Here is a 19,395-nt window from a genome sequence, read left to right as displayed (position 1 = left end):
TTGTTGAGGCGATTGAAAAACTCACTACAACTATTCTTCTAAAATTCATTTGAGCTGTTGAAGAGAATTGAACTCTCGACCTCTTCCTTACCAAGGAAGTGCTCTACCCCTGAGCTACAACAGCTTGAAAAATTGCTTAAAAATACGAGCGGGAGACGAGGTTCGAACCCGCGACCTACAGCTTGGAAGGCTGTCGCTCTACCAACTGAGCTACTCCCGCATTTTTTAATTCACTAAGCTTCCGGCAAACAACACTGCAACTTTCCACTTATAGAATTATTAGAATAAAAATAAGAGCTTTATAAGGCTGTTGTACCACAGGTTTAGGGTATTGTCTACTACTTCTGAATAACTCACCTTCTACTCACAACTATGTTCCGCCTCTGCGAAGGGCAAAAGCGGAACACGCTGTTTTGTGGGCAGGATAGGATTCGAACCTATGAAGACGTAGTCAGCGGATTTACAGTCCGCCCCATTTGGCCGCTCTGGAACCTGCCCTAACTATCTTTTGATTTTGTCATCCGGTGCATCCATATCACCAAATAAAAACCGATGAGCCAGCAGAGGGATTCGAACCCCCGACCCACTGATTACAAATCAGTAGCTCTGGCCAACTGAGCTATGCTGGCATCTTTCAAAAAACATTCTTTCAAGTAAAGTAACTCGTTGAAAGAGAGCGCAAAATTAAGAGATTTTTTCAATTCTCAAAATCTTTTTTTCAGTTTGTTACAGATATTTAAAATTTTATCTGCTTCCCCGAAAACGCCCTACCATAAAGAACTTTGCTACCTTTACCGACCCTCTTTTTGAATCGGGATGGCAAAGGTAGCAAAGAGATTAATATTTCCAAAATTATTTCAGAAAATTATTGAAATTTCTTTTCCTTCTTTCTTTTAACCTGCTCAACCAGGGATTCAAAGGCCAGGTCGAAGGACTCTTCGAAAGATTTAGACTCATGTTTAACAAACAAATCCTGACGGGGTATTCGAACTCGGATCTCTGCTATTTTATCTTTGATCTGATGCGCAAAATTGTCCAACTTTAGAAATACGTCCACACTAATGATTCGATCATAAAAAGTGTTTAACTTCTGCACTTTCTTGTTCACGTGATCTATCAATTTGGAATCAGCATCAAAATGCACAGTTTGAATTTGTACGTTCATAGCACTAATTTTTTAAATATTTAACAATCTAGGTTCTAGTTAGTAAAGGAAGGTCATAGGCATTCTCTTTTAGTATAATGAACTTGATTACTAATATAGTCACTTTTGCAATGCAATGCTGTTTAGCTGCGTAATATTTTGTTAAAAGCCTGAAATAATAATTATGCTTTCGGGTGCGCCTGCTTATACACCTTCTTTAACTGTTCTATCGTATTATGCGTGTAAACCTGTGTGGCGGCCAGACTGGAGTGCCCCAGCAACTCCTTGATCGCATTCAGGTCTGCCCCGTTATTGGCAAGATGTGTGGCAAAGGTATGCCTCAATATATGCGGACTCTTCTTCTTTAATGTAGTGATCTGGTGCTCGGTAAGATACTTTCTCACCGTCAGGTATACATATTTCGGGTATAAACGCCTGCCACTGTGCGGATGAACCAGCAATACCCCCTTCTCAAATTCTTCCAGCCGGCGGCGCTTCTCCTCTGTGTACGCGCGTATCTGTACCAGCAGCCCGGGGCTCACCGGTATGATCCGCTCCTTCCCCCCTTTCCCCATTACCTTTAAAGATTGGTTTCCCTCGTCTACCCGGAATTCCTGTAAAGCAATCAACTCCGACAAACGGATACCCGTCTGGTAAAAGATCTCAAAAATTAACCGGTGGGTAATGCCTTCAAAATCGTTGGCGAAAATATATGGGGAAATAGCCGGGGCAGGACTCACATTGTCTTCCAGCGCCCGCATGCCCTTTTCTTCGATATACCCGGGCAGGCGACGGCTGATCTTGGGCGCAATAACCCTGATCATGGGCGACTGTTTAATCAGGCCCTGACGCAGACAGAATTTGAAAAAAGATTTGAGTGTGGAGATTTTGCGGTTAACACTTTTGGCGGTCATGGTATCTTCCATGAGCTTCGCCAGCCAGCTGCGGATCATAATATGACTGAGATCCCCAACAGCTGTATCGCCATAGCTAAAGGTTATATAGTCAAGAAACTGGGAAAGATCGTTGCGATAGGCAGTGCAGGTATGCGCTGAGTACCGTTTCTCGAGCCGGATATAGGATATAAACCGCTCCGCTAAGGAATATAAAGCTTCGTTCAACACAAAAAGATTGATGATTGTAAAGTTATTAAATAACCTTACAATCATCAAATATTTTGAGCTGCTAAAGGCTTATCGCCTGAGCAATATTAATCTTCAAATTTACCTGTTGCCAACTGTTGTTTGTAAACGGCTTTTAACACCTGGTTACGACGTTTAACAGATGGTTTAGTAAAAGACTGGCGCGTTCTCAGCTGCAGTAAAATGCGAGCTTTTTCAAACTTCTTTTTATACTTTTTAAGCGCCTTGTCTATGTTTTCGCAATCTTTAGAATCAATGATCAACATAATTTTTGCCTCTTATTTTTAGGAACGCAAAGATAATACAAGATTTGTAAAAAAACAAAAGACCATAAGAATTATTCCATTTCCCCACCTTCAACTCCATATAAGATCACCCATAACAGCAAATCGGGGGTAAAATTCCGGAACCGGTGCGATGCACCGGCAGGCACAAACAGGAAATCACCCACTCCCACCTTCACTACCTTCCCTTCCATTTCAAACTCCCCGCTCCCCCTCATCACCAGGTAAATCTCATCCTGAATATGCGGTTCCTGTCTATCTATCTCATCCGGGGCAAAAATGACTCCCCGCATGGAACCGTGCTCAAACAATACTGCGAAATCATCATCGCTTTTCTCCAATTGTCGTAACGACTCGGCAAAAGAAACATGAAATCTCATCCTGTGGTTGATTTAACGTGTTCTCAGATAACCGAAATTAAGAAAGAATTGCGAAATAGCATGACGGGTGGACCGGAAGCACACGCCCCCGGTCCACCCGTTATATATAAAATAAGGTAGCCGGCCAATTCCCGCCTAGTCCTTCAGCTTCTTCTTCAGCAGGCTTACCTGGTCCTGCAGATGGCTCACCATGTCCGCCAGGTGGTTTACACTCATCCGGCTTTGCTGCCCTGCTTTACTGATCACCGCATCAGACTGCCACAATTCCAGTACTTCCTCCATGTCCACGCCATAAGGCTCAAACTGCGGGTTATCAGATACCAGCGTGATCTTTGATTTAGAACGGTTATTCTTCAGTATCCGCTTAAAAACAATGCCCTCCCTGGAAGTGATCACCACATAGGTTTCATTGTTCTTGATCTCATCCCATCCTTCTATCTTATGGCAAACGATCACCGATCCTGAAGTAACAGGCAACATGGAATCTCCCGCTATTTCAAAAGCCCTGTAATCACCGGCCCCCAGCATAGGAAGGGTAAAGGTGTTCAGTTCTTCAATGAATTCGTCGTCATTATAACCGGCCAGGTAACCGGCGGCCGCTTTTACCGGCACAAAATGGATCGCCTGACGGGAATTCCCCAGCTTAAGCTGGCGGCGCTTCTCCAGGAAATTATCTTTCTGGGAGCCAAGATCACGGCGGAGCAGATCATCAATAGACACCCGGAACATATCACTCACCTGTTCCAGGATCTCCGTACGGGGCTCTGCACGCTCTTCCTCATATGCACCCAGCAACGAACGCTTGATACCGAGCTTATCGGCAAACTCTTGCTGCGTCCAGGCTTTTTGCTTACGCAGGTATTTCAAATTCTGACATACTACGGACATAACCTAAATAATTTAGTACCTTGCTAACAAAATTAGCAAATATTTTTATCATTTACCAAATATATTCGGGCGGCGTGGCTTATTTTTGCCCGGTAAAATCCAACTCGATATGTTAATAAACTATGTACACTCGTTCCTAAGATGGGCTATATTGCTGGCTGGGCTCTGGGCGGTAATCCGCTCCCTGAAAGGCGTAACAGGTAACGCACCATATGCTGCAGCAGATAAAAAGGCCGGGCTTTTCTTCATGATCTTCTGCGATCTTCAGCTGGTAGTAGGATTGATCCTTTTTTTCCTGAGCCCTCTTTCCAAAGCAGGCATAGCCGATATGGGAGGAGCTATGAAGGATCCCGTTTTACGCTTCTTCACAGTGGAACATGAAACAATGGCCATCATCGCCATCGCGCTGGTACATATCGGTAAATCAAAAATCAAGAAAGCCGTTTCAGACGCACAGAAACATAAGCTGGGCCTGATCTTTTTTGGCCTTGCCCTTATTCTTATACTGGCGCTCATTCCATGGCCATTCCGGGCAGCGCTGGGCAAAGGCTGGTTCTAAACCCTATAGCGGCCGGATCCCCCCTTATAAAGAGGCGGTGTTTCCCATTAGAGCCTGCTGCCTCCCCGAAAAATTAAAAAGTATATACCGCTTTATAAAATTAAATGGCGTCCTGGTCAGGGACGCCATTCTTTTTCCGATGTATTGATTGACCACTGAATTAACCTTTGTCTTTATTATATAACCTGAAAGAATAGATGTAGGGTAATGCCGCCAGCACAAGTGCCGCAAAGAAAATAATAAATACCCCCGTAATAAGCGACAGGAAAAATCCTCCAACAATGATCACAGCGCCAATACTGATCCACAGGGTGCTCGCCATCTGGTGCGTTGCTGTCCATATTTCCGGGCTTTGTAATGTCCACGGCGTTCTTACCCCTACATAATTGTTAGGTTTCAGTTTGCGCAGGTACGCCCCTATACCCACAATCAGCAACCCTACGCCTATAAAAGCCCAGCGCTCCATGATAAATGGCTTGCCCTGGTTCACCAGGAAAATAATGATACAGGTAAATACTGCCTGGTAAGCATGGATCAGGAACCGTATCCTGTAATACTCTTTATGCTCCATCTCAATAGCAGAAGGCCTTAACTGGGTTTCATCGGCCCGCGGAATATAACGGAACAGGAAATAGATCAACCCGTTGGTAAAAAAGAGAAAGATCATCAGCAGCAGAAAATCATTCTTCGTCCCCATCTCGGGAGAGCCCGCCGCATTCACACTATTGGATAATACAGCTGGTAAGTCTTTGTAGATAACAGCCAGGTAAACCATCGGCACCAGCAGTAAAGCGAGGATAAGTAACTCCCTGGTAAAATCCGGTTTTTTCATGTGGAGATCAGTTTAAATGTTCACATAACTCCTTTTTCCTTCATTTCCATTCTCCTATCTATTACATATTGATTGCCAGATATGTTGTATTAAAGTTACGAAAATTGGGGCGACCGGAATTTCAATATTTTTTACTAATTTTATTAGCATTACTAAATAAATTAGTAACTTAGTGGTCACTTTAAAAGGGATTCCGGCTGGCAGGCCTGCTGCTATACTACCCTCCCTCTGCCCGGTCCGCCATCCGTAATCACTTTTAACAGCCCCTGCCTGTTCCGTCCTTTGTTTATCCATAAACCGTTGCCATTATGATCACTTTACAACAGCGAACAATAGCGCATTTCGACCTGGACTGCTTCTTTGTATCAGTAGAATGCCTGCGGGATAGTCGCCTCAGCGGTAAGCCCTTGTTGGTAGGCGGCAGTAGTGATCGCGCGGTGGTAGCTGCCTGCAGCTATGAAGCAAGACGGTACGGCATCCATTCAGCTATGCCCATGAAAACCGCCCTGCGCCTTTGTCCACATGCCATTGTGCGCAGCGGCGACATGGAGCTGTACAGCGCTAAATCCAGGGAGATCACAGAGCTCATCGCCGGGAAAGCCCCCCTCTATGAGAAGTCTTCCATTGATGAATTCTACCTGGATCTCTCCGGCATGGACAAGTTCTTTGGCTCGATGAAGTGGACCTCCGAACTGCGGAAAACGATCATAAAAGAATCAGGACTGCCCATTTCATTCGGACTGGCCTCCAACAAACTCGTTTCCAAAGTAGCCACCGATGAAGCCAAACCTAATGGTCAGCTTGAAATCCTGTTTGGAGAAGAAAAAAATTTCCTGGCGCCGCTGGCGGTGGAAAAGATCCCGATGGTAGGCCGTGAAACCGGCGCCCTGCTGAGGCGCCGCGGCGTAGAAACCGTAAAAACACTGAGTGAAGTGCCCATCTCCCTGCTGGAAGCATGGATGGGAAAAAACGGAATAGCCCTCTGGAAAAAAGCCAATGGAATCGATGAATCGCCGGTGGTGCCTTTTTATGAACAGAAATCCATCTCCACGGAAAGTACCTTTCCCGCAGATACTATCGACATGCAATTCCTGCACGCAGAACTGGTACGCATGACGGAAAAAATTGCGTTTGAACTGCGACAGCAGAATAAACTTACCGGTTGTATCACCCTCAAAATCCGGTACTCAGACTTTGAAACCGTTACCAAACAAATGTCCATCCCCTACTCCTGCGCCGATCATGTACTGCTGGAAAAAGTAAAAGACCTCTTCAAAAAACTGTACGACCGACGCCTGCTGGTACGCCTTATCGGCGTGCGTTTCAGCCATCTCGTTCAGGGTAATTACCAGATCAGCCTGTTCGACGATAAACAGGAAATGATCGCACTTTACCAGGCTATAGACCAGATCAAGAACCGCTTCGGATGGGAATATCTGATGAAAGGCACCAACGTAATACCGCCGGAAAAAAAAGGACAGCTCCGGCCCAAAAAAGATATCATGCCGTACTTTAAATAATCATTCATGTTCCTTAACTGCAAAACATTTTTCAGCCTGCGATATGGCACTATGCCCGCGGAAATGCTGGTCCGCAAAGCACATGAACTGGGAATCGGCACACTTGCGCTCACCAATATCAACATCACCTCCGATGCATGGGAATTTGTAAGCCTCTGCCGCAAACACGATATTAAACCTATACTCGGACTGGAATGCAGGAATGGAAATGATTTCAAATATCTCCTGCTGGCAAGGAACCAGGAAGGCTGGTATCATATCAACGTTTTTTTATCCACTCACCTGCAACAGGAAACACCCTTCCCCGACCAGGCCCCCGTTATTCCGGACACCTGGGTAGTATATGAGCTTGGAAGCCGCTCTCCTGAAGACCTGGCGCCTCATGAGCTGATAGGCATTAAACCCTGGCAACGCAATAAATTATTCAGAACAGATACTGCCGCACTGCGTAATAAACTGGTGATCCTCCAACCCGTTACCTTCCAGGACAACACCCATTATGAACTGCACCAGCTGCTGCGCGCCATCGATATGAATATCCTGATCACACAGCTGGAACCGGCTGCTACCGGCCATCCGCAGGAACAATTCATTACGCCGGCTGCACTCGTGGAACACTTCGCCGATTACCCGCATATCGTACAGCGTACCGTGGAAGTGATGGAAGATTGCTGCATAGAAACAGCCCTTCATCATTCCATCTCCCGGAATAAAAAATGTTTCCTGGGCAGCGTGGAAGAAGACCGTGCAAAACTCCGGGAACTGGCCCTGGAAGGCATGATATACCGCTATGGCCATGATCATAAAGAAGCGCGGTCGCGGATCGAAAAAGAACTGGCCATTGTGGCGCAGCTGAACTTTGAATCCTACTTCCTCATCACCTGGGATATCATACGCTATGCACAGGAACGCGGTTTCTTTTATGTGGGCCGGGGAAGCGGCGCTAATTCCATTATCGCCTACTGCATAAAAATTACGGATGTAGATCCTATGGAGCTTGATCTTTATTTTGAAAGATTTTTGAATCCCTACCGCAGCTCGCCCCCTGATTTTGATATCGATTTTTCATGGCGCGACCGCGATGAAATTATCCGGTACGTTTTCAATAAATACGGCGCGCAACATACCGCCCTGCTGGGCACCGTCACCACTTTTCAAACCAATGCCGTTATCCGTGAACTGGGAAAAGTATACGGGCTTCCTAAAAAGGAAATCGACAGGATCCTGGAAAATGGCTTCCACATTAAGCTGGAAGACGATAGCATCCATCAGAAAATAGCCCGCTTCAGTAAACTGATGGATACAGAAAAAGCATTTCCCAACCATCTCAGCATTCATGCCGGCGGTATCCTGATCAGCAATGAGCCCATTCACCGGTATTGCACTACGTACCTGCCGCCCAAAGGCTTTATCACCGCACAACTGGATATGTGGCAGGCGGAAAGAGCAGGCCTGTTTAAGTTTGATATCCTCAGTCAGCGTGGCCTCGGTCATATCCGCGATGCAATTGATATCATTAAGAAAAATCGCGGCACAGACATCGACATTCACAATGTAAAAGCATTCCAGGCAGACCCTCTCGTACGGAAGAACCTGGCAGAGGTGAACACTATTGGTTGCTTCTATATCGAATCACCCGCTATGCGGCAACTGCTGCTGAAACTGGGCTGCGATGATTATCTCACCCTGGTGGCCGCCAGTTCCATTATCCGCCCCGGTGTGGCGCAATCAGGGATGATGAAGCAATATATCCACCGCTACCGCAATCCATCCCAGGTGGTATACCTGCACCCTGTTATTGAGGAACTGCTGAAAGAAACTTTTGGTATCATGGTGTACCAGGAAGATGTTATTAAGGTGGCGCACCGGTACGCCGATATGGAACTTGCAGATGCCGACAGCCTGCGACGGGCCATGGCAGGGAAATACCGGGGATCGAACGACTTCAGGATGATCCAGGAACGTTTCTTCCGCAACTGCGAACGGCTCAACCGGCCACCGGATGTATCAGCAGAAGTATGGAGGCAGATCGCCAGCTTCGCCAATTTCTCCTTTTCCAAAGCGCATTCCGCCAGCTTCGCGGTGGAAAGCTACCAGAGCCTCTACCTGAAAACATATTTCCCCGCAGAATTTATGGTAGCTGTTATCAATAACTTCGGCGGCTTCTATAACCGCGAGCTCTATTTCCGGGAACTGCAGAAAACAGGCGTAACATTACATCCTCCCTGTATTAATCACAGCGACTATGCCACCAATATCAGTGGCCGCGATGTGTACACAGGCCTGATCCATATAGAAGGCCTGGAACAACAGTTGGCGGAAAGGATCCTGAAAGACCGTGAACAATACGGCCCGTTTTTACACCTGGAGGATTTTACCAGCCGCATCCCCACAGGGCCGGAACAACTGGAAATACTGATCCGTATCGGTTGTTTCAATTTTACCGGCCATACCAAAAAGGAATTGCTGTGGAAAAGCAGTTTGCTTGTAAGTAAGAAAGAAGCCAACCCACACAGCGTTTCCCTGTTCGGTAATACCACTGCTGTTAATTGCGAATTACCCACGCTGGCGTACCACGCACATGAAGATGCCTTTGATGAAATAGACCTGCTGGGCTTCCCGCTGCAATCTCCGTTCAAGGTATTACAACACGATCAAAGTGCGTATATGCCTTCCCGTGAGTTCAGGCAACATATCGGCCAGCCGGTTACAACACTGGGTTACCTGGTTACCACCAAAACCCTGCGCAGCAATAAAGGCGAGCCCATGTGCTTTGGCACATTCCTGGACCGGGACGGCGCATTTATGGATACCATTCATTTTCCCGAAAGCTTTCGCAGATACCCCTTTCAAAAAGGCGGTTTCTATGTGCTCCAGGGCATAGTGGCAGAAGAATATGGCGTAATACAGCTGGAAATCAATAAAATGTGGAAGATTGGGTATTTTGAAGATAAAAAGCTCTAATCCCGACAATTTGTTGTATTTTTGCGACAAATGTCGGGTATATGAAACACGTAAAAGGATACCGCGTGCAGGAAAATGCGTTGTTAATAGTAGAACAGCCAGGAGGAAGTGCATATATTGCCGGTAGTGGCTATTTTGATTTTATACAACTTTCCCGCAGTGGAATTATTAAAAGAGCTTTATTGAACCTGAGCAGGCAGCTGTCTTTTTCTTTATCAGAACTGGCACAGGTGGTCCATGTTTCAGAAAGAACGCTGCAACGCTATGCAGACGACGAGAAATTGTCTGCCGACACGTCTGAGCGTGCTATTTTACTCTCCCAACTTTACCAGCGCGGCACTGAAGTATTCGGTCAGCTGGAAAACTTCAAGGAATGGATGCGAACTCCGTTACCTGCCTTCAACTATCAAACCCCTATTTCGCTTTTAGATACCACTTTTGGGTTCCAGCTTATCCAGGATGAGTTGGGGCGCATTGAACATGGCATCTTTGCATAAATCTACGAAACCATCAACATGGAAGTATACAGGATCAGTAAGTGCGCTTACATCAATGATCTGAGTGGAACAGGTGCGCGCCTGTATGGAGGCCGCTGGAACAGCCCGGGGCATGCTATTGTGTATACGGCCGGCAGCAGGGCCTTATCTGCGCTGGAAGTGCTGGTACATATTCCTTTGAAAAATATTGTACAGGACTTCTGCATCGCTACCCTGCAGATCCCGGATAATATTGCCATTAAAGTGCTCACCAAATACGATCTGCCCTCCGGCTGGCAATCGCTGGCGCCCTCGCCGGAACTGCAATGTATCGGGGATGAATGGATAGATACTGCTAAATATGCGGTGCTCCGCATCCCTTCTGTAGTTATTGCCGATGAATATAATTACCTGATCAACCCGCTGCATCCCGATGCTGAAAATATTACCATCGTGAATACCCAGCCCTTCGTATTTGATCAGCGTTTGAAGAAATAAAAAAACAGCGGACAATCATCCGCTGTTTTCTGTCTCTCAACATCTTTCTTCCTATTCCAGGCCAAATAATCCCTTATTCAGCACCTGCAGCGTTTTCTCTTTATACTGACCATTGATCAGGATAGATATGTTATGCCTGCTGCCGCCATAGGAGATCATCCGTAAAGGAATTTCTTCTATTGCATCAAATAATTTGGTGATGATAGATGGAGTAGCCGCTACCTCGTTACCAACAATGGAAACGATGGTTTGATGATAATCCAGTTCCACCGTGCCGAATGGCTGCAGCTCTTTCAGGATCTGGTCCAGGTACTGCTGGTTATCGATGGTAACAGACACCGCTACTTCAGAAGTAGTGATCATATCGATAGGTGTGCGGTACTTCTCAAATATTTCAAAAATCTTGCGGAGGAAGCCGTAGGCCAGCAACATGCGGCTCGACTTGATCTTGATGGCAATGATGCCGTCTTTTGCAGCAATAGCTTTTACCCCGTTGCCATTAGGCATTTCAGTGATGATAGTGCCTTTTGCTTCCGGCTGCATGGTGTTCAGCAGCTTCACCGGGATGTTGAAATGCTGCGCCGGCCAGATAGAGGCAGGATGCAGGATCTTGGCGCCAAAGTAGGCCAATTCTGCCGCTTCATCAAAGGAAAGCTGATCAATAGGGAAGGTTTTTTTCACTACCCGCGGATCATTGTTGTGCATGCCATCGATATCTGTCCAGATCTGCACTTCATCTGCCTGGATAGCAGCGCCTATCAGGGAAGCAGAATAGTCGCTGCCGCCGCGTTTCAGGTTATCCACCTCGCCTTTGGCGTTACGGCAGATATATCCCTGTGTGATAAAGATATGCTGTCCTTTATGCTGGCTGATCAGGTTAGCCAGCTTGATCTTGATCTTTGGAATTTCCGGTTCTTCAAATTCATCGATGCTCATGAAATCCAGCGCCGGCAACAGTACTGCGGGAATGCCGGCTTCTTCGAGATATACGCAGAAAAGACGTGTGGACAATAACTCGCCCTGTGCAAGAATATCTTTATTCAATGCTTCGTTGAAAGATATTTTCAGGATGATATTCAGAAATTCGAAGTGTTCATCAACGATAGCCTTGGCATTTGCGCGGCCGGCTTCCTGCTTCACCAGGTCGTTGCAAAAGGTCCGGTAATGGCTTTCCAGCTTATCTATCTGCTGCTTTGCCTGTTCCTTCTTGCCTTCCGACAGCGACTGACTGATTTCCACGAGAGAATTTGTGGTGCCTGACAGTGCAGACAACACCACAATTTTCTGATCATTATCTGCTGTGATCAGTTGCGATACCGACTGCATACGCTCTGGTTTTCCCACGGAGGTTCCACCAAATTTTAACACTTTCATCTGAATGTATATTTTGCTTTAGCTACCCGGAATGCTGCATTGGCTTCACTCCGGATGTTTTTTATGAACGATTGAGAATTAAAAATTCAAATTAAACTTAGCAGCAACTTCCTGCAAATCCTTTACCACTGGCGCTATTACGGGAACGCCCTTTTCCAGCCGCTCATGATGCATTTCCCTTTCAGGGTCCCCGGGGATCAGTACTTTTTTCCCCGCTACCGGTGCAGCTGCGCGAAAACGGCCGATCCAGGTGTCCATATTCGCCTTAAACTCATCTGCCGGCCGGAATGCGTCTACACGCATAGCGCCGAAGAAATGCCCCAGGCCCTCTCCTACCGGATCCGGCGCCAGCGGGAGAAAACTCACAAAAGGCGGCGCCCATGGACCATAATTGGCGCCTGAAAGAACGGCCGAAAATATATCAACAATTGCTCCCAAACAATACCCTTTATGACTTCCATGCTCACGATCGCCACCGAGAGGTAGCAAAGCCCCGCCACTCTTGAGTTCATGAGGATTGTTGCTTGGGTTGCCTTCTTTATCCTGGATCCATCCGTAAGGAGCTTCTTCATTTTTACGTTGCAATATTTCCAGCTTACCATTCGCTGCGGTGGTAGTAGCGAAATCGGCCACAAATGCAGGCTGCTCCTTTGCCGGAATAGCCACTGCAATGGGATTGGTGCCCAGCATACGTTCAGTGGAAAAAGTGGGCGCTACCAGTGGACTGGCATTGGTCATTGCCATCCCTATCATATCCTGGTCCAGCGCTTTCATAGCGTGGTAACCAGCGATCCCAAAGTGATTGGAGTTTTTCACGCTTACCCAGCCGGTACCTGCTGCTGCAGCTTTTTGCATGGCTACTTCCATGGCATAAGGCGCTACTACCAGCCCCAGGCCGGCATCGCCGTCGATAACAGCTGTGCTGGGAGTTTCATGTACCACCCGGATATTGGGCCTGGCATTGATCCGCTTAGCCTCCCATAAACGAACATAGCCCGATAAGCGGGCTATTCCATGGGAATCAATACCTCTCAGATCTGCCGATACCAGCACTTCGCTGGCCAGGGCTGCATGTTCCAGGCTGCAACCCATGTGGATAAATACTTCCCTGGTGAATTCTCTCAAATGATGATAAGAAAAAATATGCTCCATCTGTCAACGGGGTTAGGCCTGAGCGGTGGGGCCACCGAAATTCAATGGTACTGACACCTGCTCCTGGTCCTGGATCGGGCCGTGTACAGATTCGTATTTCTTAATATTATCAAGCATGGCTTTCATAAAACGCTTGGCATGCTGCGGTGTGAGTATAATACGCGACTTCACCTTAGCCTTTGGCAGACCGGGCATCACATTCACAAAGTCTACCACAAACTCGGCATTGGAATGGGTGATGATAGCGAGATTCGCATATTGCCCCTCGGCGATTTCTTCATTCAACTCTATATTAAGCTGATTCTGTTCTTCATGCTGATTTTCCATGTTGTACGATTTAGCCGTACAAAAATAGAAAAAGAGGACTCAAATGAGCCCTCTTTTTTTATAAACAGCGGATTGACCGGTACTAATAGTCGTCTTCGTCGAATTTTGTCCGCAGTACACCCGCCACCACGTACTTCTTCCCGGGATCGGAAGAAATTTGCAGTTCCATGTAAATACTGTCGGTTACATGCCCGGCTTTTGATTTACCTCCATCAGGGAAAACCTTTCCGGAAGTGATGGTAACGGTAGCGGCACTGTTCTCATCTTTGGCATTGGTGGCACTGAATGTGAGATCGGAAAGGTTCACATCTACCTTCGACTGGAAATCAAATCCCAGTCCTTCATCCTGTACCCACATTTGCTTCCCGTCATCGGCGGCCGTGTTAAAAGTATTGATCTGCACATGGTCCCCGTCCAGCTGCGGAGCACCGTTGAGCGACATGGTTACCCACCAGGTGCCAGCCATTTTCACTACCTGCGTGTTCTTCACCTCCGGCAATTCTTTTTTACAGGAAGCAAAAAGAACAGCGCCAGCCAGCAGCAACCCTGCGATATATAGTTTATTCATTATTGTTCTCATGGTAATTGTTTTAAGATCCGTTAACATTATAAAGCCCACCAAACTTTTTGATAAATAGGCACTTCCGCTGGTGTATTACTGTTCCTGCTCCTTTCCACATCCGGGAATACCAGTCGTTTGGGGAATTTGCCGGCGCCGGTTACCCCGTTACGGGAATATACCAGCTGGCCGGGGATGTAAGACGGATCAGTAGAATATACTGGGCTGTACTTGGGATACCCCGTTCTGTTTTGTTCCAGGAAACCTTCCAGTGCATGCGAACCGGGGAAAGAAGCCCATTTCTGCATAATGATGGCTTCCAGTTTTTTATCGAAGGATGCTCCTGTTGGATAAGCATATACCTTTCCTGCCTGGATGAAAGTATCAGCACTCAGTTTGTATTGCTGGAATGCAGCACGTACTCCTGCATCATAGTAATCTTTCGCCTTGGCGCCACCGAAGTACCGTTCGTCTGCTTCAGCCAGCATAAAATTGGTTTCAGCCCTGGAAATCAGGTAAGCGGTGTCTATAGCTGTTTGCCTGTAAATAGCTGCTACATTGTAAGTGGGAGATAAACTGGTAAAATCGCCCTGGTTGATGCCATAATAAACGTCCCTTGCTGCACCCGGTGCACGGAAGATCTTGTTCATCCGTGAATCTTTGTTCTTCTGCAGCCACGACATCATGGTATAGCTTGCGCGGATGTTGGTGGTAGTATTCAGGCTGCGGATATTGGATTCATATAAGGGATTGTCCTGGCCCGGAGCATCCTTGAAGTTACTGTAGGAAGCATCCACATCGGTGAGGAACTCAGCGCCGCTGTTAATCAACTCCATGATCTTTGTTCTTGCCTGGTTGGGATCTGCATTCACCAGCCGCAGGTACATTTTCAGTTTCAGCGTATTGGCAAACTTCACCCATTTATCCATATCTCCCTTGTAAATAATATCCTGCGCGGCATTCTCATCAAGGATGGTAACGGTGAGGTCTTTTGACAACGCAACATCCAGTTCTTTCAGCAACCATTGATAAATGCTATCGCCCCTGTCAAATTTCGGCTGCAGCTGGTTTAATCCCCCAAAGGCTTCCTGGTAAGGTACCTGGTCGTACAGGTCTACCAGTATCTGGTAGGAATATGCCTTCATCACGGTTCCCATCAAACCAAAACTATAATCATGCAGGCTGTCGCACAATTTTAGCATCAGGCTGTAATCTTCCAGTGCACCGGAAAACATCTGTGTATACAACGCATTGTAGTCGGTACGCTGGATGTTATAGGCATCAATTGTTTTATACTGATTAGAGGCATTGCTCTGTGTCCAGTATTGCGCCCAGATACCACCAATGATAGCACCATCAGTACCGGCGCATGATATGGTAGACATCACTGCCGGTGGGAACAGCACATAAGGGGTAGCCTTCTCCAGCGGCGGGTTATTTGGATCGTTGTTGATATCCAGGTTCTTCTTGCAGGACGTGCCCAACATCACTACCGCAGAAAGAAGGATAAAAATATATTGATGATTGTACGTTTTCATGATATCAGAATTTAAAAAGATTAGAAGGTTACCCTCAATGAAACACCATAAGATTTGGTGGTAGGCATGCTCCTGAATTCACCGAGCTCACTGTTCAGGTCATTACCATAGTTGGATACTTCAGGGTCAATGGATGTATTGCCTTCCGGTGTCCATATAAATAAGTTGCGCGCAAAGGCTGTCAGCGTCAGGTTGCTGGCGGCAATTTTCCTGGCAGCCGAAGAAGGTAAGCTGTAAGAAAGCGTGATATCGCGCAGTTTTAAAAAGGTTTTATCAAGAATACGCTGTGAATAGGCACTGCCTTTATTGGTAGTATGATACCAGTAGGCATCATAATTATAGTCTGTGAGCGGAATGGTGTTTTCACCATATATCGGCTTAGCCTGGGCATCAGTACCTATCTGCATTACAGAGTTTGGCACTACGAATGCCCGCCTGTCGTTATAGGTAGTTTGCAACGCATTTCCTACGAAGTAGGTAAGATCCGCAGTACCGGAGTAGAACACGCCTCCTTTTCTCCAGTCAAAAGAGAAGCCGAGGGTAAAGTCTTTATAGCGGAGCGTATTTACCAATCCCATGGTAAAATCGCGCTGGGAGGTACCGTAATATCCATCCACATCTGCTGCCTTTGGCAACCCGGTAGCATCCACAATTGTTTTCCCGTCTGGTGTGGTGGCCGATACCGGTGCATAAAATACTCCGAGCGGATCACCCTTGCGGGCCACAAATTTTACGTCGTAAACAAAATTCAGTACAACCTGGTTAAGCCCTGATGGCAGTTCTTCGACTGTATTCCTGTTGCGGGCATAAGTATAATTTATGTTCCAGGTAAAATCTTTTGTTTCTACGGGTATAATGTTAACAGATAATTCTATACCCTTATTCCTCACCTTACCAAAGTTCTGCGTAATGCTGGCATAACCGGAACTGGGTGTGGTAGGCACTGCAAGGATCTGACCTTTGGTAAGTTTGTTATAATAGGCAAGATCAAATCCTAACCTGTTGCGCAGGAATTTCACTTCACCACCCAATTCATATTCTGTACTCAGCTCGGGGCCAAGCTCAGGGTTACCAATATTATCACCTACCGTGTAACCCGGGATACCATTAAAAGGAAAATCCAGCGTACCAAAAGGAAGATCTATGATCTGCCCGGTAGATAAAGTTGTTTTAGTGAGATAAGGACCGGCATCATTACCTGTTTTACCCCAGCTGGCGCGAAGTTTCGCAAAAGAAACACCCCGTTCATCCAGTTTCAGCGCTTCAGATAAAATGAAGGCAGCGTTTACGGCCGGATAGAAATAGCTGTTGTTTTTTTCTGGTAAGGTAGACGACCAGTCGTTGCGCGCATTCAGGGTCAGGAACAGGTACTCACGGAAGCCCAGAGTTGCCTGTGCATAAAGACCATAAATACGGCGCCTGAATTCCTGTGTTTGTGACACCGGTGTATTAGGTGAGTTGGAGATCACGTAGAAGCCCGGAATAGCCAGGCCTTTCACCGCCGAAGTGAATATTTTTCCTTCCCGCTGGTTAACGTTAAAACCAATCAATCCATCGAGGGTAAAATCTGAGCTCAACTTTTTATTGGCAGTGAGCAGGAGATCGGAGTTGAACTCACCCCTATAATCACTGTTTTCCCTTACATAACCAACGTCCTCCTGCCTTTGCGCACCTTCCACATTATTGCCATCATTCCAGCTGTCGAGCGATGGTCTGTTTTTCGCCTTATACGTTTTAGACTGGGCATTTGTAACATCAGCACCAAGACGCCATTGTACATTCAGCCAATCTGTGATACCATACTTCAGGTCAATGTTTCCAAAGATCCTGTTACTCTTCAGGTTATTCCCATTTTCATACAGGGAATAATAAGGATTCTCTGCGTATGGGGTAAAGTAGTTATCTACATTGTAATACTTATTCTTGTAATCCTTGAACTGGGAAATATTGATGTCTACCGGGATCTGGATAATGTCTTCAAACAAAGAAGATCCAAGTCCGGATTCACTGCGGGTAGACACTGCTTTAGCATTTTTATTTACATAGTTAAAGGAAGCAGAAGCGGAGAACCTGCCATATTTTGTAGATGCTCTTGCAGAGAAAGTATTTCTTTTATAAGAATCTGCATCAGTAGGCAGGATACCGTCGCTGTATACATTACCATAAGACAGGAAAAAAGTGGAGGTTTCATTTCCTCCGCTAACAGCAATACTGTTGTTCAGTTCCTTACCGGTTGTAAAATAGTTACGTACATTATCCTTTACAAAAGAAAATGGTTTTGTTAATGACACCCCATCCACCGGGGCGCCCCACTCGCGGTTCTCACCGGTTAAGCGCGGGCCCCAGCTACCATTTTCAGAAAGAATGAAAGTACCGCCCCATCCCTGACCAAACTTTTCCTGCATAGTAGGCAACATACCTACATTGGAAAATGTGGCAGCGGAGGCCACATCAACTTTCAATCGTCCGCTTTTACCTTTTTTGGTGGTGATCAATACCACTCCGCTGGCGGCCCTGGAGCCATAAATTGCGGTAGCAGCGGCGCCTTTCAGGATACTGATGGCTTCAATGTCATTAGGGTTGATATCATTGGCATTGTTACCAAAATCGTAACCGCCGTTGTTGACTCCTTTTCCATCAACGGTAGAACCGGGGCGATCGTTATTCAATGGCACCCCATCTATTACATACAGTGGCTGGTTACTACCCTGCAACGAAGAATAGCCGCGCAGGATTACCTTATTGGATGCGCCGGGAGCGCCACTGGTAGTGGATATTTCCGCGCCGGCTATTTTACCGGACAAGCCATCCATCATACTTACAGGCGCCACCCTGTTAATTTGTTCTGTAGCAAAGTTACTGGTGGCGTACCCAACGGTCTTTTTCTCCCGCACCAGTCCTAAACCTGTTACTACTACTTCCTGCAGGTTTTTATTATCTGCTATCAATGTAACCTGGAGATTGGAACTTTCACCCACGGTTACTTCCTGTGCTTTGTATCCAACGCTCCTTATAATGAGCACTGCAGATGCACCAGGTACGCTCAGGTTAAATACGCCGTTATCATTGGCGGTAGTGCCTGTGGAGGTACCTTTAACCTGGATGGTAGCAAACGGAACCGGATTGCCATCATTACCCTTAACGGTACCTGTAACCTGTCGCTGCTGCGAGTAGGCCAGGCTGATAATTGCCATTAGCATGGCAAAAAGGAGGAACCCCTTTTTCATAAAAGTTTCAGATTTTGGTTGAAGAAGAAATACACTGGGTCGTATAAATGCTTACCCGGTAAATATCACCAGGAGCTGCTACCGGTGTATTCACCGGGCATTGTTGTATCATGATGCCATTCTTTAACAGCATAAAGAGGCCTTTCATGTTCCAAAGACATGATTAAGATGAAACCGGTTCTGCGTTCGCAGCAACCAATAAGCATCCTTTATACTGTTAATACAATGGTGGATTACTATGTAAAAGCAGCATTGTTCTTTTTCATATACAGTTCGGATTTTGGTTGTACAATTGGTTTAGAAGTCTATGCCAGACTATCTATGTCCTCTCACAGCAATTTGTTGTACTTTTCACTGTTGGTAAACAGTTAATCTCATTAATAATTAAAGGAAATATGGTTAAGTGCCCGTCTTAATCGCAATTGGTAAAAGTTTAGTCTTAGCTCTCTCTGTGTCTTATTTATTATTGATCTGAATCATGACAAACGTTGTGTAGCGGGTTTACAGCCATAATCACAAGCCTTATTATCT

The 19,395-nt window shown here is 46.3% G+C and carries 17 protein-coding genes and 4 tRNA genes; 5 read left to right on the top strand and 16 right to left on the bottom strand.

Going from position 1 to position 19,395, the window contains the following annotated elements; genetic code table 11:
• Positions 1-52: 52 nt before the first annotated feature.
• The 9 genes from FN124_RS17555 to FN124_RS17515 all read right to left on the bottom strand — a co-directional run bounded on the left by FN124_RS17555 (position 53) and on the right by FN124_RS17515 (position 3,838).
• Positions 53-124, bottom strand: a tRNA-Thr gene (locus FN124_RS17555).
• Between the two features lie 23 nt (positions 125-147).
• Positions 148-220, bottom strand: a tRNA-Gly gene (locus tag FN124_RS17550).
• A gap of 196 nt (positions 221-416) precedes the next feature.
• Positions 417-498 (bottom strand) — tRNA-Tyr (locus FN124_RS17545).
• 57 nt (positions 499-555) lie between these two features.
• A tRNA-Thr gene (locus tag FN124_RS17540) sits at positions 556-629 on the bottom strand.
• Between the two features lie 236 nt (positions 630-865).
• Positions 866-1,165: an HPF/RaiA family ribosome-associated protein gene (locus FN124_RS17535; protein WP_089902949.1), complete on the bottom strand. Its 300-nt coding sequence runs from the start codon at positions 1,163-1,165 to the stop codon at positions 866-868.
• A 161-nt stretch (positions 1,166-1,326) separates the two neighbouring features.
• On the bottom strand, positions 1,327-2,268 hold the full coding sequence (locus tag FN124_RS17530) for a tyrosine-type recombinase/integrase (RefSeq protein WP_376765852.1): 942 nt from the start codon (positions 2,266-2,268) through the stop codon (positions 1,327-1,329).
• Positions 2,269-2,354: 86 nt separating this feature from the next.
• Entirely contained in the window at positions 2,355-2,552 is a 198-nt protein-coding gene (gene rpsU, locus FN124_RS17525; protein WP_079470678.1) for a 30S ribosomal protein S21, read from the bottom strand.
• A 71-nt stretch (positions 2,553-2,623) separates the two neighbouring features.
• Complete coding sequence (locus tag FN124_RS17520) at positions 2,624-2,950, bottom strand: cupin domain-containing protein (RefSeq protein WP_142686068.1); 327 nt, start codon at positions 2,948-2,950, stop codon at positions 2,624-2,626.
• A gap of 135 nt (positions 2,951-3,085) precedes the next feature.
• Positions 3,086-3,838 carry an XRE family transcriptional regulator gene (locus FN124_RS17515; RefSeq protein ID WP_142686067.1) on the bottom strand — a complete coding sequence of 251 codons (753 nt, stop codon included), beginning with the start codon at positions 3,836-3,838 and terminating at the stop codon, positions 3,086-3,088.
• A gap of 109 nt (positions 3,839-3,947) precedes the next feature.
• Here FN124_RS17515 and FN124_RS17510 point away from each other — a divergent pair, with 109 nt between their 5' ends.
• A complete protein-coding gene (locus FN124_RS17510; RefSeq protein ID WP_142686066.1) occupies positions 3,948-4,397 on the top strand; it encodes a hypothetical protein in 450 nt (149 codons plus the stop codon).
• 160 nt (positions 4,398-4,557) lie between these two features.
• Here the strand turns inward: FN124_RS17510 and FN124_RS17505 are convergent, their stop codons facing one another.
• A complete protein-coding gene (locus FN124_RS17505) occupies positions 4,558-5,229 on the bottom strand; it encodes an SdpI family protein (RefSeq protein WP_142686065.1) in 672 nt (223 codons plus the stop codon).
• Between the two features lie 308 nt (positions 5,230-5,537).
• Here FN124_RS17505 and dinB point away from each other — a divergent pair, with 308 nt between their 5' ends.
• The 4 genes from dinB to FN124_RS17485 are packed head-to-tail and all read left to right on the top strand — an operon-like array spanning position 5,538 to position 10,687.
• Complete coding sequence (dinB, locus tag FN124_RS17500) at positions 5,538-6,749, top strand: DNA polymerase IV (RefSeq protein ID WP_142686064.1); 1,212 nt, start codon at positions 5,538-5,540, stop codon at positions 6,747-6,749.
• A 6-nt stretch (positions 6,750-6,755) separates the two neighbouring features.
• Complete coding sequence (locus FN124_RS17495; RefSeq protein WP_142686063.1) at positions 6,756-9,713, top strand: DNA polymerase III subunit alpha; 2,958 nt, start codon at positions 6,756-6,758, stop codon at positions 9,711-9,713.
• Positions 9,714-9,754: 41 nt separating this feature from the next.
• Entirely contained in the window at positions 9,755-10,210 is a 456-nt protein-coding gene (locus tag FN124_RS17490; protein ID WP_142686062.1) for an Xre family toxin-antitoxin system antitoxin, read from the top strand.
• A gap of 18 nt (positions 10,211-10,228) precedes the next feature.
• Entirely contained in the window at positions 10,229-10,687 is a 459-nt protein-coding gene (locus tag FN124_RS17485) for an RES family NAD+ phosphorylase (RefSeq protein WP_142686061.1), read from the top strand.
• Between the two features lie 51 nt (positions 10,688-10,738).
• Here FN124_RS17485 and FN124_RS17480 read toward each other — a convergent pair whose 3' ends face one another.
• From FN124_RS17480 to FN124_RS17455, 6 genes are all read right to left on the bottom strand, one after another.
• Entirely contained in the window at positions 10,739-12,061 is a 1,323-nt protein-coding gene (locus tag FN124_RS17480; protein ID WP_142686060.1) for an aspartate kinase, read from the bottom strand.
• Between the two features lie 78 nt (positions 12,062-12,139).
• On the bottom strand, positions 12,140-13,213 hold the full coding sequence (locus FN124_RS17475) for an Ldh family oxidoreductase (protein ID WP_142686059.1): 1,074 nt from the start codon (positions 13,211-13,213) through the stop codon (positions 12,140-12,142).
• A 12-nt stretch (positions 13,214-13,225) separates the two neighbouring features.
• A complete protein-coding gene (locus FN124_RS17470; protein ID WP_079470689.1) occupies positions 13,226-13,540 on the bottom strand; it encodes a DUF3467 domain-containing protein in 315 nt (104 codons plus the stop codon).
• Between the two features lie 82 nt (positions 13,541-13,622).
• On the bottom strand, positions 13,623-14,120 hold the full coding sequence (locus FN124_RS17465; RefSeq protein ID WP_185937248.1) for a lipid-binding protein: 498 nt from the start codon (positions 14,118-14,120) through the stop codon (positions 13,623-13,625).
• 26 nt (positions 14,121-14,146) lie between these two features.
• Positions 14,147-15,637, bottom strand: coding sequence for a SusD/RagB family nutrient-binding outer membrane lipoprotein (locus tag FN124_RS17460; RefSeq protein ID WP_142686057.1), 1,491 nt, complete (start codon positions 15,635-15,637; stop codon positions 14,147-14,149).
• A 20-nt stretch (positions 15,638-15,657) separates the two neighbouring features.
• Positions 15,658-18,864: a SusC/RagA family TonB-linked outer membrane protein gene (locus tag FN124_RS17455; protein ID WP_142686056.1), complete on the bottom strand. Its 3,207-nt coding sequence runs from the start codon at positions 18,862-18,864 to the stop codon at positions 15,658-15,660.
• Positions 18,865-19,395: the final 531 nt, after the last annotated feature.

Source organism: Chitinophaga polysaccharea (genome assembly GCF_902150045.1).
GTDB classification, from domain to species: Bacteria; Bacteroidota; Bacteroidia; order Chitinophagales; family Chitinophagaceae; genus Chitinophaga; species Chitinophaga polysaccharea_A.
This window is presented reverse-complemented; position numbering and strand designations above follow the sequence as displayed.